The following is a 15,612-nucleotide window of genomic DNA, read 5'->3' on the forward strand; positions in this document are numbered from 1 at the left end:
TCCAAGCCCTCTTCTTGCAAATGTGTTCCAAATCAAGCATTTATTAAGCCCTCCATTTCCTATTACATCAGCCTGCAAAATAGCATCTCTACCATCAATAAAAGTGGGGCTGCACGGCTACAGCTTAATTCCGTCAATGACAAGCTGAAGAACTTTTGCATTTCCGGAAGTACTGCTAGCCAGAACATCATTATTATATCCATATTTTTCTATATACTTCCAGGCCAGATCCCAAAGCATTGTTGTCCATATAAAACCTATCTGATGAACTTCTGTATTGGTATTTGTTTTCCCGTAGGTATAATCATTAATGCTGAAATCGGGGGAATATTTAGCCAGCCTGTTGCCATTGCCGGTTGTAGGCTCATTTTTCGTATAAGTTGAATGTCCTCTGGAAACAGAGGAAGTGTCTCCAGGTCTGGCGGTCACCATAAGTCCGAAGAAATCAGACCAACCTTCGCCCATCTGCTCCGTGCTGTTGGTGGATGAGAGACAACTATATCCCTGTGCGGTAAGCCGGTTGGATACTCCATGCCCATACTCATGGGCCATAGTACCATTATCAAAACATGCATTCTTGAAACCACTATAATCAAAATTGAGGGTGGCATTAATAGTATTTCCGCTATTCAACTGCCCGGTCAGGAATAAACCTTCCGTTTTTCCCATACTCATGGTAGGTATGGTCACCTGCCCTCCATAAGTTCCTGCACCCAATGAAGTTGGGATATCGGAAGAAGATTTATACATAATGACACCTACAGCTCCAGCATTCTGTACATTGAGGGCTTTAAGGCCAAATTCACAATTAGCATTTGTTATGACTGCAATTTTATTAGCCAGGCTTCCAGCAGCAGGGGCGGTACATGCATCGGCTGGTACAGGAATTGCCAGGTCTCCTGTAACCGGAGCACCATACAAAGGTCCAAATGATGCTCCTGCTGTCAATACTTTTGGTCTGCCAGCCACGGAAGCAGGAGAATTATACTGATACCTTATTACCGGGTCATCAGCTGTTTGCAGCCTATCATACAGATACATCTGCATTCTACCTGCCTTTACCTGTGGCTGTCCGTTGACAATTTTTTCATAGCCAGGGCTAAAATTGGCATTATTAAGGCCGCTTCCGTCAAAAGCTTCTGCATTTACAGCATCTCCTCCCATACCAGTATTTCCAAAGTTACTGGTCTGGAAATTTCGGGCAGATTCTGTAAATCCGAATTTATAAAACAGATCATGCATTTTATTATTCATATAAAATAACTCCGTGATAGCAGCATCTTTATATGTGAAGGGATTATCATATCTTCCGTCGGCAAAAGGAAAATCAAAAATGCGCGCGCTTCCGCCATCCGGAGAATATCCTGGTGTATCCGTATTATTCTGATCAGAATAAGCGTACACATTATTTCCTCTTGTTATAGTGTAGCTGTTGGTTCCATCGGAATGCCAGCCTTCGGGAGATGCAGTAAGATCCCAGGGATTAGTGATGATAGAACGTGAACCAAATGTAGGCGCTTCTACCGGTAACGGAAATACATTATAAGATGCATTATCCGGCACGAGCTTCCCCTGAATATTTATTTCACTCTTTATTTCAGCGGGTTCCGCATATACCAGGTGAAACTTTGCCGGTTCTTTAGAACGATTATTGTCTTCTCCGTTATCCGCAAAATTACAACTGACGGTCATATTATCTTTAGTGAATATTTCACCTGTATCTGCGTCAGCTATTACATGCCATACATCGGAAGAATTCTTATCAGAAACAAATAATTCCTTTGCAATTTTATATACTTTATTATTCTCAAAATAGACATCATCAGTGTAATTTATTTCAGAAATATCTTTCAGACCCAGCTTACTTTTGATAAGATCATACGAAAACTTTGCAGTACTGTTTTTATGGCCATCCACAACAATATTCCTCTTAAATTCATTTTTCTCAGAGATAATTTTATTTTCCCTGATCACTACTTTTCCCAGAGCATTATAGACCCGAAGCCCATTATAGGTTTGCTGCACATCCACAATTCTGGCCTGAAGGCTGTGGGAAAGATCTTCGTTCAGAATAATAATTCCTGATGCATCGTTGCTACTCTTTTGTGCTATCTGCCCCTTTTTGTGGTAATATTCCTGAATAAGTTCTGCAGAATTTTGAGCGCAAACATTTCCGGAAACAAAAAAAGCTGCCACCGAAAATGGTACTAGAAAAAAATTTTTATTCATATTGTTTTTTTAGGTAGATAAATATATACAACACTACCTGCTAACAACTTATAAAAAAAATAAAATCACAAAAATCAGCAATATCTGAATATTTCTGTTTTTTTTAAATTATATTATTTATTCTTTTAAAATTTTTGTTTTATAATTTTAACTATTGATGGTGGTCATTTTTGATAAATACCTACAGAATCAGGTTTAATATATCTAAAAAAGGAGATTTATTTAATCTCCTCTTTCTTTCTGACCCTTGTTACCGGCATTTTACTTTTAATCATTTTTTCTCTATCTTCAAGTATTTCGAGTGCTGTACGGTTGTAAGCAAATTTCTTAGCTTCTTTAAGGGTTTCTAAAGCTTGCTTGTACTCAAAGTTTCTTTCCTGCAGAAGGGAGAGACAGTTCAGAATTTCTGATTTGTCAATTCCTTTTAGCTTTAAGGCAAATGCTATCAATTTTTCCGCTTCTTTATAATCTTCATTATTTAAAAGGCATTCGATATAATATTTGGGAGTATTAACATTTCCGATATTACTTTGCATGGCTTCATCAAAATATTTCTTTGCTGTTTCATAGTCCTTTAATTCTTCTGAATATACTCTTCCCATCAGGCAAAGGCTGTCTGCATCTTCCGGTTCGTAAGACAGAGCATAATTCAGTGCATCCATACATTCAGAAAGATTGAATGGAAAGTAGTCTAATGCTTCAAAATAATATTTACTTTTAGTTAAGGTCATTGTTGTAGTTTTTAAGTTCGTTTTTCAAGGCATTTCTTTGTTTTTTGAATGTCCTGTCGTCGTAATTCTTTTTAAAATCTGTTCCTGAAAATGTCCGAACCGGATTTCCGCGTTCTACCTGCATCTGAAGAGACCAGGTTTCTTTCAGCTTTCTTTCCAGCTGTTGGATATAAACAGCCATTACCTTTTCTTTGAGTCTGATAACAGATAGTTTTTTATTCTCCAGCTGGGAACGGGAATCCTGTACAAACACCGTTTCTTTAGTAGGAATATGAGTAGCACGAACAGCGGTATTCACCTTGTTTACGTTTTGTCCTCCGCTTCCCTGACTTCTCGCAGTCTGAAACCGGATGTCTTTTTCATGGAAGTCAATCATTTTCACATTTTCCAATTCGAAGATTCCGATAAACCAATTGCTTCTTTTATGGAGTTTCCTGAATGTACTTTTTCCTATCCAGCAAACACTTCCCAACCAGTTTTTTAAAAATATATTTATCTCTTTGCCCTTTAAAAGCAGAGTCACAGACTTTAATGTCAGGTTTTCATCACCGCTTTCACGATGTATGATTTCGTATTCTATTGTATTTTGTTTTGCCTCTTCAAGAAAAGTCTTCAGAACCTTGGCTACTACCCACTGGCATTCTAAAGGTCCTCTTCCTGAAGTGATTTGTATTAATTTTTCCATTGTTATATTGGCATTTTGCTTAATAAAGGGTGACCTACCGGATCTATTCCCTTTTCTAATAAATCTTTTGCAGCCATTACTGCCCAGCATTTGTCACTGGAATGAATATTTCTGTAAAATGAAAGTAAAGTATCAGGCTTTACGACAGTAAAACCATTAGCTTCTATAGTTTCAAGATCATCTCTTTCAAAGAAGTCTATGGTAATTCTGTGGAATTTGTCATTTTCAAGCTCAACAGTTTTTTCATACCTGCGAAAGTTTTCCTCGCTCGGCAGATGGTCATATCGGGTCCAGACTTTCCGGAATCCTTCCTGCTGAAGAATGATGACTACTTCTGCTATCTTTTCTTTTTTTACAAAAACATCAATATCCTTATGGTCATGGGCATGCTTATATTCCGTATGTCCTTCTTCGGACATAAAATGCCATGCCCAACCTCCTGAAATGATGATTTTATCTTTTAATTTATCTAAAATTTTGAGTCCTAACCGGATTCTGAATTCCGGCCAGACTTCACCGTATCTTTTTATGTTATGTGGTGCTCCCATTTCTTTGTTTTTAAATATTTCCTGATTAAACCTTACAGGTTTTTGAAACCTGTAAGGTTGTAAAATATTAGGCTAATTACTTATCCATTCTCACAATTCTCGGCTGGAAGGTTCCCAGAATGTCTACCAATTCGCTCTGAGCGTTCATCACTTCATTGATGTCTTTGTAGGCCATAGGTGCTTCTTCAGCATTTCCACCCATCAATGTGACATTTTTAAGCTTTAATTCTTTTTTGATATCATGCTGAGTGAAAAGACTTCTGCATTCTCCTCTGGAATGTGCTCTTCCTGCACCATGGGACGCTGAGTTCAGGGATTCCGGGTTTCCTTTTCCGCGAACGATAAATCCTTTTGCGGTCATTGATCCGGGAATCATTCCCAATTCATTCTCATTGGCAGGTGTTGCGCCTTTCCGGTGAACAATCACTTCTTTTCCGTTGTGGATTTCTTTCCAGGCAAAGTTGTGATGATTTTCAATTCTGGCTTTTACTCTTCCACCAACGGCTTTTACAAGTCTTCTGTGAATATCGTCATGGCAGGCTGAAGCATAATCTCCGGCAAGATTCATTGCTGTCCAATATTCCAATCCCAGATGTGTACTAAGGTCCAGCCAGGCGAAGTTTTGGGCTTCTTTTGGTAGCGGACACTGTTCTGTTGCCATCCTTGAATAATACTGTGCAATTTCTGCTCCGAGGCCTCTTGAGCCACTGTGAGAAAGGATTCCCAGATATTTTCCTTTTGGCAGGCCAATCTGTTCGTCTTCTTCGGTGATTTCCACTTCCCCGAATTCTACAAAGTGATTTCCTCCGCCTGAAGATCCCATCTGTTTGATGGCTTTTCCCTTTAATCTTCTTAAGATCGGGATCATATCGAATGTATCTCTGTCGAAAATCTCATGGTCTATGTGAGATTTGTGCGTTTCATACATTCCGAATTTGGTATGTTCGGCAAGGGCTTTTTCATATTTATCTCTTGCTCCTTCAAGATATGAAACTGGTGTATCCAAAATACTGAGGCTCATTCTGCAGCCAATATCCATTCCTACTCCGTAAGGAATTACGGCATTTTCCACCGCCAGAACTCCACCAATTGGAAGTCCGTAGCCGCTGTGGGCATCCGGCATTAATGCTCCCTGAGTAGAAACAGGCAGTTTCAAAGCAGTGTATAACTGGTTTTTTGCCTCTTCTGAGATATTGTTTCCAAAAATCTGAAAGGAAGCACGTTGTGAATTCAACATTCTTTTTTCCGTTTTTTTGGATGAAAGCAGGGTTTCTGCAATCTGTCCGAAAGTAAGATCTTTTTCAAATTCTTCCGGATTCAGCAGGATTTCCTTTAAAAGAGATTTTACGTGGTGAATATTCTTCGTTGCAAAATTTCTTTTCATGACTTCCAATGCTACGTTTACACTTTGGTTATTTGGATAGCCCAGTTTTAATATATCTTTTCCTTTTAGTTTTAAATTTCCCATTGTTTTTGTTTTAAATAACAGTTGGACTTATATGTCCAGTAAGCTTTCTGCAATCTCTGTTGCAGACATTGTGCAGGTAGCATATTTCCTGCTTTTGATAAGTTTTCTTTGATACGTTTCTTTCCATGGATTCGATTTACATAAAATAGTCTTGTTCATAATCCCTATCACCTTATACTCTCCCAAATAGGAATCCAGCGCTGCATATTCTTTTTCCAGCTCCAAATCAAGGGGTTTGTAATGGGTAATCATGTTGGGTGTTACCCTCAAAGTAAATCGCCATGGTTCGGTAAATTTGTAGTAGGTTCCGAATATCTTACGGACAGGGCAATAGTCTTCTTTCTTTTCAAAGTATTGTCTTTCTCTGTCAGTAAGTTCCCATTTTGGATAATTCCATGAATATGAAGTAATATACCTAAGCTTCTGCTCTCTTTCTACATATATCTTTCTTCCGAACTTTCTTTTCTTTTTTAAAAATTTTCGGTTATCAGAATACATATAGGTATTTATCTTCTTTAAAATTCCTTCGAAAAAATCTCCGTCTTTGGATTGTTTTACATCTTCTCTTACAACAAAGAATCTTACAAATCCTTTTTGATAGGGTTTATCCAATGGTATCAACGGAAGATTTCTTCTTATTTTCCAGAGTTTTCTACTACGTTTGTATTTTTTTCTTATCTGCTTTTCTACATCTTTTCTAATTGCTCTTTTTCTTCTTCTCACGCTTCTCAGGCGGAAATGCAGAAGGTTATCATTTTCCATTGTGAACAGAAGTCTGATGTGAAATATTGGAAACTTGATTGTTTTATCTCACACAACTTTTAATCAACTAAAACATTAGTTGAATGAATTAATAATAGACTATACAGTTCTGAGGAATGTACCTCATTCTGTTTTGTCCTTAATGACACTAAAAAAGATTTCGGGGAAACTTGAAGTTTGAAATATTGCGCAATAAAAAACCCGAAATCTCTACGACTTCGGGTTTTGATATTTCATTGTACTGTTATTCTAAGAATGTACCAAACCGCGAAGCCTTACCACCATAAGTGGCAATCCAACTGTAGAATTCTGATTAGTTCTGAACATTGCTTCGTTGTTTTTTATTGGTTAAACTTGATTTTCAGGTGCAAATATATACATTTTTCTGAAAATCAAAATATTTTTTTTCACTTAAGGTGAATAATACTGAGAAAAATGGCGTCAATAACCTTGGTCATTCTCTTTGTATCCAGGGTTTCCAAAGTGTCTGTAGGCTCATGATAATTTTTATTTCTGAAGAAGGAGGTATCTGTAATCATGAGGGCGGGGAAATCAAAGTTCCAATAGTTGAGGTGATCAGAATAGTCTATTCCTGCTACAAATTTCGGGGCAGAGAAGGTTTCTGTTTTGATCTTTTCGGAACCTTTAAAGTTGCTGATAAAGTTTTTTACAAACGGACCAGCTCCACTGAATTTTTTAATCAAAGTAATAAAATCACCTTTATCACCGTATACCCATGAAAGAACACCTACAGGAAAGCTCTGAGAACCTTTTTCATCTTTAAAATAGCCAATCATTTCTACACTGGCCATTCCATAGACATCAATATTGTTATCTTTTAAATATTTTGCGTGGACATAACTTCCCATATTTTCAGTTCTGAAGTAAGGAGGTTCTTCTAAGGTGTAGGATACAAGATCTACTCTGTACTTCAACTTTTGTCCTTTAAGCATTCTTGCCAGCTCCAAAAGGGCTGTAACTCCTGTTGCATTGTCGTCTGCACCCTGCTGATCTCCACAAACATCGTAATGAGCTCCTATGATAATTCGTTTCTTATTTTCTGTTCCAAAGGAGGTCATTACATTTTTATATATTTTTCCGTCAACTTTGTATTCCTGGTAAGCAGTGCTGTCACCATAGGTATTGAAAGTCTGATGGATATAGCCTGCAACGGCATTCAGCTGCTCTATATTTTTATGATTTCTAAATTGCGGCGTTTGGGTAAGTGCTGTCAAATGTTTCCTAACCAAAGCAGTATCTGCAAAGGTTTTCGAGCTTTGTATGGATTCATTTTTTCCTGAAGCTAAAAGGAAAGCACCAGCGATAATAAATAAGCCTACGAGAAGAAACAATTTTTTCCTCGTAGGCTTTATGACATTTTTCAGAATCATAGGCTGCATTTTAATTTCAAATTGAAATTAAAACTTTTCTGTCTACTTTTCTAAAAATCTTTCTAAAATTTCCACTGCGCATTTCGGAAGGTTGGTTCCTGGACCGAAAATAAAGTCTGCACCATTGGCATAAAGGAATTCATAATCCTGCTGAGGAATTACTCCTCCTACCACGATGGTGATATCGTCTGCTCCCAGTTTGGAAAGTTCTTCCACAACCTGAGGAACTAATGTTTTGTGTCCTGCAGCTAATGAAGAAACTCCTAAAATGTGAATATCATTCTCCACAGCTTGCTTAGCTACTTCTTCCGGTGTCTGGAACAATGGAGCGACATCGACATCAAATCCCATATCGGCAAATGCTGTTGCTACAACTTTTGCACCTCTGTCGTGTCCGTCCTGCCCCATTTTGGCAACCATTAGTCTTGGGCGGCGTCCTTCTTCCTCTTCAAATTTCTGAGTCAGATTAAGGGCTTTTTCAAAGTATTCGTTTTTACCGGCATTCATTGCGTATACACCAGAGATTGTTTTAATATTTGCTTTATATCTACCAAAGGTTTCTTCCATGGCATCACTCATTTCACCAAGGGTAACTCTTCTTCTCGCTGCTTCGATGCATAATGCCAGAAGGTTTCCTTTTCCGGTTTGAGCGCTTTGGCGGATTTCATTCAGGATCTGTTCAACAGCCTCAGCATTTCTTTCCGCTTTGATTGTATTCAGTCTTTCGATCTGTTTTCTGCGAACCTCGGTATTGTCAATGTCTAAGATTTCAATCTGATCCTGCTTCAATGAGGATTTGAATGAATTGACTCCGATAATGAATTCCTCACCGCTATCAATCTTAGCCTGTTTTTTTGCTGCGGCTTCTTCAATTCTCATTTTGGGAATTCCGGCTTCGATCGCTTTGGTCATTCCTCCTTCCTGCTCTACCTCATCGATGTATCTCATCGCTTCTTCGATCATTTGCTGAGTAAGGCTTTCCACAAGATTGCTTCCACCCATCGGATCTACCACATCACAGATTCCGCTTTCCTGCTGAAGGATAATCTGTGTATTTCTTGCGATTTTTGCTGAATAATCTGTAGGAAGGGCAATGGCCTCATCCAATGCATTGGTATGGAGAGACTGCGTTCCTCCTAATGCTGAAGACAACGCTTCAATGGCTGTTCTTGTAATATTATTGAAGGGCTCCTGCTCTGTTAAAGACCATCCTGAGGTTTGTGAATGGGTTCTTAACGCCAGAGATTTTGGATTCTGAGGATTAAACTGTTTTAAAAGGGTTGCCCAGATATATCTTGCGGCACGCATTTTAGCAATTTCCATGAAATGATTCATCCCGATTGCCCAGAAGAATGATAGTCTTGGAGCGAAATCGTCTACGTTCATTCCTGCTTTTATTCCTGTTCTTACGTATTCAAGACCATCTGCCAGTGTATAAGCCATTTCAAGCACAGGCGTTGCCCCTGCTTCCTGCATATGGTATCCGGAAATAGAAATCGAGTTGAATTTTGGAATGTTTTGCGAAGTATATTCAAAAATATCTGCGATGATCTTCATGGAAGGTGCCGGCGGATAGATGTATGTATTTCTTACCATGAATTCTTTCAAAATATCATTCTGAATAGTTCCGGAAAGTAAATCCTGTTTTACTCCCTGCTCTTCTGCTGCTACGATATAGAAAGACAAAATAGGAAGTACCGCTCCATTCATGGTCATAGATACTGAAATCTGATCCAAAGGAATCTCGTTGAAAAGGATTTTCATGTCTTCCACCGAGTCGATGGCAACTCCTGCTTTTCCTACGTCTCCTACTACTCTTGAGTGGTCAGAATCATATCCCCGGTGTGTTGCAAGGTCAAATGCTACTGAAAGTCCTTTCTGACCTGCGGCAAGGTTTCTCCTGTAGAAAGCATTGGATTCCTCTGCGGTAGAAAATCCGGCATACTGACGGATTGTCCATGGTTTTTGAACATACATGGTGGAATACGGTCCTCGCAGATAGGGAGCAATTCCTGGAGAAGTCTGCGTTAATGATTCATCTTTTACATCTTTTTTCTCATAGGATGATTTGAGTTCAAGGCCGTCTTTTTCAAAATTGTAAATCTCTCTTTCCTGAGGTAATACATTAAAATCCGGGTTTTTCACAGAAATTGTCTTTCGCATTCCAATTATTTTTGTCCCCGTAAAGTTAATTTTTTTGAACGAAACATGAAACTTCTGTTAACACTCTGTTTTTCTTGATTTTAGCAAAAGAAAAAGGCCAGACAAATGCCCGGCCTTTCTTATGGATATAAATTTAAGTTATTTCTTTATTCCCATCTCAAATAAAGCAAATGATATAAGATCTGCATTTTCACTGATTACCTGATCTGTTGATCTTCCAGCTCCGTGTCCTGCATTCTTTTCAATTCTTAAAAGAATAGGATTTTTACATGCTTGTTTTTCCTGAAGTTCTGCCCCGAATTTGAACGAGTGAGCCGGAACTACTCTGTCATCATGATCACTGGTGATGATCATTGTTGATGGATAGCAAGTTCCTGCTTTTACATTATGTACTGGAGAATAGGATTTGAGATACTCAAACATTTCTTTGCTGTCTTCTGCTGTACCGTAGTCGTAAGACCATCCTGCTCCTGCTGTAAATTTGTTATATCTTAACATATCCAACACTCCTACTCCCGGGAAAGCTACTCTTGCCAGGTCCGGTCTCATCGTCATTGTTGCACCAACCAGTAATCCTCCATTTGATCTTCCTGAAAGGGCCATGTATTGTTTTGAAGTATAGCCTTTGCTTTGAAGGTATTCTCCGGCAGCAATAAAGTCTTCAAAAACATTTTTCTTCTGCTGTTTTGTTCCTGCATCATGCCATTTCTTACCGTATTCTCCTCCTCCACGGATGTTTGGAACAGCGTAAATACCTCCATTTTCCATCCAGATCGCATTGACTACAGAGAATGAAGGCTGTAAGCTTATGTTGAAACCTCCATAAGAATATAGGATCGTAGGGTTTTTACCGTCAAGTTTAGTTCCTTTCTTATAGTTGATCATCATAGGAACTTTTGTACCGTCTTTTGAAGTATAAAATACCTGTTCTGAAACATAATCGTCCGGATTAAACTTCACTTTAGGCTTTTGATACACTTCAGATTTCCCTGAGTCTACATTGAATTTATAAGTAGTTCCCGGTGTAATATAATTGCTGAAAGAAAAGTAAACATCTTTCTCTTTTTCTTTTCCTCCGAACCCTGAGATATTTCCTTTTCCTGGCAATGCAATTTCTCTAACCAGTTTTCCTGTTTTATCAAACTGTTTTACCTGATCTATGGCATCAATCATATAGGTTGCAAAGAAATATCCTCCACCGGAAGAAATTCCCAACACGTTTTCAGTCTGTGGAATTACATCCTTCCATGTTGCCGGAGCAGGATTGCTTATCGTAGTTTTTACAAGACGCATATTCGGAGCATCTTTATCGGTGAAAATGAAAAGATCATCACCTTGTGTATCTACGATGCTGGCATTGATATCAAATCCGTTCATAATTTGTACAAAATCGCCCCCATTTTTAAGGTCTTTTATATACAACTCATTACCATTTGTAGCATTAGCTGCCGAAATGATAAGATATCTCTGATCTTCAGAAACTCCGGCACTTAAATATCTTCTTGGAGTTTTATCTCCTCCGAAAATCAATTGATCTTCAGACTGTTTTGTTCCCAGCTTGTGAAAGTATACTTTGTGCTTATCCGTCATTCCGGAAAGTACTGTTCCTTCTTTTGGTTTGTCGTAGCTTGAATAATAAAACCCTTCGTCTCCCTGCCATGAAATCCCGCTGAATTTTACATCCAGTAAAGTTTCATCAATCTGTTTTTTGGTTACAGCATCAATGATGATAATCTTGTTCCAATCACTACCTCCTTCAGAGATAGAGTAAGCGGCAAGATTTCCTTTTTTGTTGAAAGAAAGATTGGAAAGAGAAGTTGTTCCTTTCTCTGAAAATTTATTAGGATCTAAAAATACTTCTGTAGCATTGGTTTTATTGTTTGTTCTGTACAAAACAGACTGCGCCTGCAGACCATCGTTTTTATAATAGTAAGTATAATCTCCTTCTTTGAAAGGTGCTGAAATTTTCTCATAATTCCAGATATCTTTAAGCTGACTTTTAATTTTATCCCTGAACGGAATTTTAGAAAGATAATTCTGGCTGTAAGCTACTTCTTCATCTACCCATTTTTTTGTAGGTTCGGAATCATTTTCCAGATCTCTGAAGGGATCAGAAACAGCAGTTCCGAAATAGGTATCTGTCTGGCTTCCTTTTAACGCTTTAGGATAATTCATTTTCTGAGAATAAAAAGATGCTGAAAACAATACTCCAGCTGTTAACAATATAGGTTTAAAATTCATACTGATCGGTTTTTCTCAAAAATACGCAAAGTATGTGAAATAAAAAAAGTCCCTTTATATTGGGACTTTTTTTATTTATGATTGTACTTTTCATCTATTCATTGGCTCCGAAGCTTTCAAAATAGAAATCGGTAAGGTTGGAAACAATCTCATCCGGGCTGCCGTTCCAATAGTATATTTTATCACCTTCTTTAAGTTCGTAAAGTCTAAAATTTTGGTCGGTTGTTACCGTTTTATCAGCATTCTTAAAATCCTGAACTGCCTGAATAAGATACTTTTTAAGGTCTTCAGCTTTTATTTTATTCAGATCTCCTTTTGGTCCAGAGGTTAGCTTTGAGGGAACCAGGAAGCTTACAGAATAGCTTATTTCTGCGATTTTTTGCCCTTCAACATATTCATTCGGAACTACTTTTACATCTTTTACAGTAAGTTTTCCGGTTTTAAAATTCCCAAACATTGCGGCGAAGTAATCTTCAGCTTCTTTTTTACAAGCTGCAGCCGTAGCTTTAGGAAAGGCTGCAAGAAAATTATCTACGCTTCCATTGATCATTTCCTTTGAAGTTTCTTTAAAATCCACCTGATAAGCAGTTTGACTGTCTACGGTAGGCTTTAAATAATCATTGAGTTTATTCAATGCTGCGTCATCATTATTCACAAAAGTACCAAAGAAGAGCTCAAAGGCTTCTTTAGGTTTCTTTACTTCTGTCTGCGCCATCAGTTGCTGCCCCATTATGGTAAGCAACAGCAGGAAAATAATTTTGTAGTTTTTCATAGTTTATATTTTGTTTTGTTATTGGGAAAAACAAAGCCCCTGAAAAGTCAGAGGCTTTGTTTTTATTTGTTTTAATTTTAATAATTCTCTTCTTCCCCTTTCATCTTCTCTGCATTTTCTGCCATGATTACTGCATCAATCATTTCAGAAATATCACCATTCATATAAGCATCAAGGTTGTACATAGACTTATTGATTCTGTGGTCTGTAACTCTACCTTGCGGGTAATTGTAGGTTTTAATTTTTGCAGAACGGTCTCCTGTAGATACCATAGATTTACGTTGTGCGGCAATATCTCCCTGTACTTTCTGTAATTCGATATCGTATAATTTTGTTCTCAGCATTTCCATTGCCAACTCACGGTTAGCAAGCTGAGAACGAGCCTGTTGACAAACTACAACAAGTCCTGAAGGTTTGTGGGTAAGCTGAACTTTAGTCTCAACCTTGTTTACGTTCTGACCACCGGCACCTCCTGAACGGGAAGTCTGCATTTCAATATCTGCAGGATTCAGTTCAAAATCTACTTCTTCTGCTTCCGGAAGAACAGCAATGGTAATGGCAGAAGTGTGTACTCTTCCCTGAGATTCTGTTTCAGGTACACGCTGTACACGGTGAACTCCGGATTCAAACTTCATGATTCCGTAAACACCTTCTCCTTCCACTTTCATGATCAATTCCTTGTATCCTTTTGCGGCTTCGTTAGAATCCGTTACTTCATGTCTCCATCCTTTTGTTTTAAAATACATGGTATACATTCTGTATACATCTTCCACAAAGATAGCTGCCTCATCACCTCCTGTACCGGCACGTAATTCTACGATAACGTTTTTGTCATCGGCAGGATCTTTAGGGATCAGTAATACTTTCAGTTCTTCTTCCAATCCCGGAAGTTTAGCCTGAGCTTCCAGCTTTTCTTCTTTAGCCAGATCTACCAGATCTCTGTCTGAACCGTCTGCAATGATCTCTTCAGATTCTGCAATACTGTCCAGAGCACCTTTGTACTGATCGTAAACTCTTACAATTTTTCCCAAATCACTATATTCTTTGTTCAAAGAAGAATATCTTTTTTGGTCTGAAATGACATCAGGCTGTATAATAAGGTCTGCAACCTCATTATATCTTTGTTTAATAGCTTCTAATTTTGGAATTAATGATTTAGACATTGTAGAAATTTTGTGGGTGCAAAGATAAGGATTATTAATTCAAAATTAAAATTCCGAATCATCATAAATTTTTGAGCATTAGGGATAAAGGATGTAAAACCACAAAAAGACAGATTTGCCAATCTGTTTATTCATCTTTCTGCATCATCAAAACTAAGTCTGAGATCCTTTAGAAAGTCTTCTGTCCAGCAGATATAAAATAATTCCTACCGCAATAATTCCCAATCCTATCAGGCTTTCTTTAGGATTATGAATGAATGTAAAATAGAGAATATAGATACTGAACAATAAAAAAACTGCCGGGAAAATGTGAAACGCATTCGACTTAAAGATTTTTCTGTCTTTTTTCTTCAGGAAGAAAACGGTAGAAATTGCCAGACTCGCAAAAAGCTGTAAAATAAAAGCTGTGTAAACAAAAATTTCTTTAAAACTTCCCGTTAGAATAATAACCGTCGCAATGACTGCATGGGCAAAAATGGCTCTTACAGGAATTCCTTTTCTATTTCCTGCTGATAATGGTTTCCAGATGTAGGTGTGCTTTGCAAAAGCCTGCGTCAATCTTGAACCGACCCATAAATACCCGCTAATTGTAGCAACCAGCTGCAGGGCAATAAAAATATTGACTATCTTTCCGAAAGCGGGCCCCAACATATTGACAGCCGCTTCTCCCATTACATCTTCTTTCCCTGCCAACTGATTGACAGGAGCATGTTTCAGCATAATATAATTCACCAGAATATAGCTTACCGTCACAAAAACAGTTCCGATGATGAGTGATTTGGGAAGGTTTTTCTGAACATCTTTTATTTCTCCTGCAATATAGGAAGCTGAATTCCAGCCTGTATAGGAATAGGTGACAAATACCAGAGACGTAGCAAATGCAGGAAGCATGATTTCCTTCTGCCAGCTGTCACTGAAATTGAGACTATTACCCAACTGTGGTGAATCTGAAATTCCTACTCCCAGAATAACCAGCACAATAATAAAAGCTATCTTAATGAAGGTGAAAAAGTTATGAAACCTGCTGGATGTTTTCAGACTGAATGATAATGCTATGGCCACGAGAAAAATAGCGGCGATCGCAAAACCGTTTCCAAAAGAATAGTCAAATACGGAAAGGTATTTTGACATTGCCAACGCTGCCAGTGCAACAGGAGAGGAAAATCCTATGATGAGTGAAATCCAGCTTATCAGATATCCGAATACAGGATGATAGGTTTCTTTGAGATAAATAAAATCGCCTCCATTTCCTTTAAAATGTGAACCCAGTTCTGCGTAGCAAAAAGCCCCGAACAAAGCAAGAATTCCCCCGATGGCCCATAACAGAAAAATACTGTAGGTATTGGTAATATCAGATAACTGAAATCCAAGCGTCGTAAAAATCCCGGTTCCTATCATATTGGAAACGACAATGGCAGCGGCTGTTTTCCAGCCAATCTGATGTGAAGTAGTACTCATT

The 15,612-nt window shown here is 38.1% G+C and carries 11 protein-coding genes and 1 pseudogene; all 12 read right to left on the reverse strand.

The features are described 5' to 3' along the window. Positions 1 to 3 precede the first annotated feature (3 nt). A pseudogene (locus J2786_RS20545) lies at positions 4 to 2,229 on the reverse strand (M36 family metallopeptidase); the annotation flags it as partial. A 218-nt stretch (positions 2,230 to 2,447) separates the two neighbouring features. Then, positions 2,448 to 2,960 carry a tetratricopeptide repeat protein gene (locus J2786_RS20550; protein ID WP_047428817.1) on the reverse strand — a complete coding sequence of 171 codons (513 nt, stop codon included), beginning with the start codon at positions 2,958 to 2,960 and terminating at the stop codon, positions 2,448 to 2,450. After that, positions 2,947 to 3,645, reverse strand: coding sequence for a peptide chain release factor H (gene prfH / locus J2786_RS20555; protein WP_047428816.1), 699 nt, complete (start codon positions 3,643 to 3,645; stop codon positions 2,947 to 2,949). The genes J2786_RS20550 and prfH overlap by 14 nt, the downstream gene beginning before the upstream one ends. Positions 3,646 to 3,647: 2 nt before the next feature. Further along, positions 3,648 to 4,193, reverse strand: coding sequence for a nucleotidyltransferase family protein (locus J2786_RS20560; protein WP_047428815.1), 546 nt, complete (start codon positions 4,191 to 4,193; stop codon positions 3,648 to 3,650). Positions 4,194 to 4,269: 76 nt separating this feature from the next. After that, positions 4,270 to 5,661: an RtcB family protein gene (locus tag J2786_RS20565; protein WP_114822096.1), complete on the reverse strand. Its 1,392-nt coding sequence runs from the start codon at positions 5,659 to 5,661 to the stop codon at positions 4,270 to 4,272. A gap of 27 nt (positions 5,662 to 5,688) precedes the next feature. After that, entirely contained in the window at positions 5,689 to 6,423 is a 735-nt protein-coding gene (locus J2786_RS20570; RefSeq protein ID WP_047428812.1) for a hypothetical protein, read from the reverse strand. Between the two features lie 407 nt (positions 6,424 to 6,830). Continuing rightward, positions 6,831 to 7,814, reverse strand: a complete 984-nt coding sequence (locus J2786_RS20575) for a M28 family peptidase (RefSeq protein WP_047429044.1) — start codon at positions 7,812 to 7,814, stop codon at positions 6,831 to 6,833. Between the two features lie 42 nt (positions 7,815 to 7,856). After that, positions 7,857 to 9,977 carry a methylmalonyl-CoA mutase gene (scpA, locus tag J2786_RS20580; protein WP_047428810.1) on the reverse strand — a complete coding sequence of 707 codons (2,121 nt, stop codon included), beginning with the start codon at positions 9,975 to 9,977 and terminating at the stop codon, positions 7,857 to 7,859. 138 nt (positions 9,978 to 10,115) lie between these two features. Then, a complete protein-coding gene (locus J2786_RS20585) occupies positions 10,116 to 12,218 on the reverse strand; it encodes a prolyl oligopeptidase family serine peptidase (protein ID WP_374710531.1) in 2,103 nt (700 codons plus the stop codon). A 94-nt stretch (positions 12,219 to 12,312) separates the two neighbouring features. Next, on the reverse strand, positions 12,313 to 12,990 hold the full coding sequence (locus J2786_RS20590; RefSeq protein ID WP_047428806.1) for a hypothetical protein: 678 nt from the start codon (positions 12,988 to 12,990) through the stop codon (positions 12,313 to 12,315). A 77-nt stretch (positions 12,991 to 13,067) separates the two neighbouring features. Next, the gene (gene prfA / locus J2786_RS20595) at positions 13,068 to 14,153 is read right to left on the reverse strand and encodes a peptide chain release factor 1 (RefSeq protein WP_047428803.1); all 1,086 of its coding nucleotides are present in this window, start codon (positions 14,151 to 14,153) and stop codon (positions 13,068 to 13,070) included. 153 nt (positions 14,154 to 14,306) lie between these two features. After that, positions 14,307 to 15,611: an APC family permease gene (locus J2786_RS20600; RefSeq protein ID WP_047428801.1), complete on the reverse strand. Its 1,305-nt coding sequence runs from the start codon at positions 15,609 to 15,611 to the stop codon at positions 14,307 to 14,309. Between the last annotated feature and the right edge of the window lies 1 nt (position 15,612).

This window comes from Chryseobacterium vietnamense (genome assembly GCF_031454475.1).
Classification (GTDB): Bacteria; Bacteroidota; Bacteroidia; order Flavobacteriales; family Weeksellaceae; genus Chryseobacterium; species Chryseobacterium vietnamense.

Excerpts from the sequence above, each read along its gene's own strand:
- J2786_RS20550 (WP_047428817.1), bottom strand. The coding sequence starts at position 2,960 with ATGACCTTAACTAAAAGTAAATATTATTTTGAAGCATTAGACTACTTT.
- prfH (WP_047428816.1), bottom strand. The coding sequence starts at position 3,645 with ATGGAAAAATTAATACAAATCACTTCAGGAAGAGGACCTTTAGAATGC.
- J2786_RS20560 (WP_047428815.1), bottom strand. The coding sequence starts at position 4,193 with ATGGGAGCACCACATAACATAAAAAGATACGGTGAAGTCTGGCCGGAA.
- J2786_RS20565 (WP_114822096.1), bottom strand. The coding sequence starts at position 5,661 with ATGGGAAATTTAAAACTAAAAGGAAAAGATATATTAAAACTGGGCTAT.
- J2786_RS20570 (WP_047428812.1), bottom strand. The coding sequence starts at position 6,423 with ATGGAAAATGATAACCTTCTGCATTTCCGCCTGAGAAGCGTGAGAAGA.
- J2786_RS20575 (WP_047429044.1), bottom strand. The coding sequence starts at position 7,814 with ATGATTCTGAAAAATGTCATAAAGCCTACGAGGAAAAAATTGTTTCTT.
- scpA (WP_047428810.1), bottom strand. The coding sequence starts at position 9,977 with ATGCGAAAGACAATTTCTGTGAAAAACCCGGATTTTAATGTATTACCT.
- J2786_RS20585 (WP_374710531.1), bottom strand. The coding sequence starts at position 12,218 with ATGAATTTTAAACCTATATTGTTAACAGCTGGAGTATTGTTTTCAGCA.
- J2786_RS20590 (WP_047428806.1), bottom strand. The coding sequence starts at position 12,990 with ATGAAAAACTACAAAATTATTTTCCTGCTGTTGCTTACCATAATGGGG.
- prfA (WP_047428803.1), bottom strand. The coding sequence starts at position 14,153 with ATGTCTAAATCATTAATTCCAAAATTAGAAGCTATTAAACAAAGATAT.
- J2786_RS20600 (WP_047428801.1), bottom strand. The coding sequence starts at position 15,611 with ATGAGTACTACTTCACATCAGATTGGCTGGAAAACAGCCGCTGCCATT.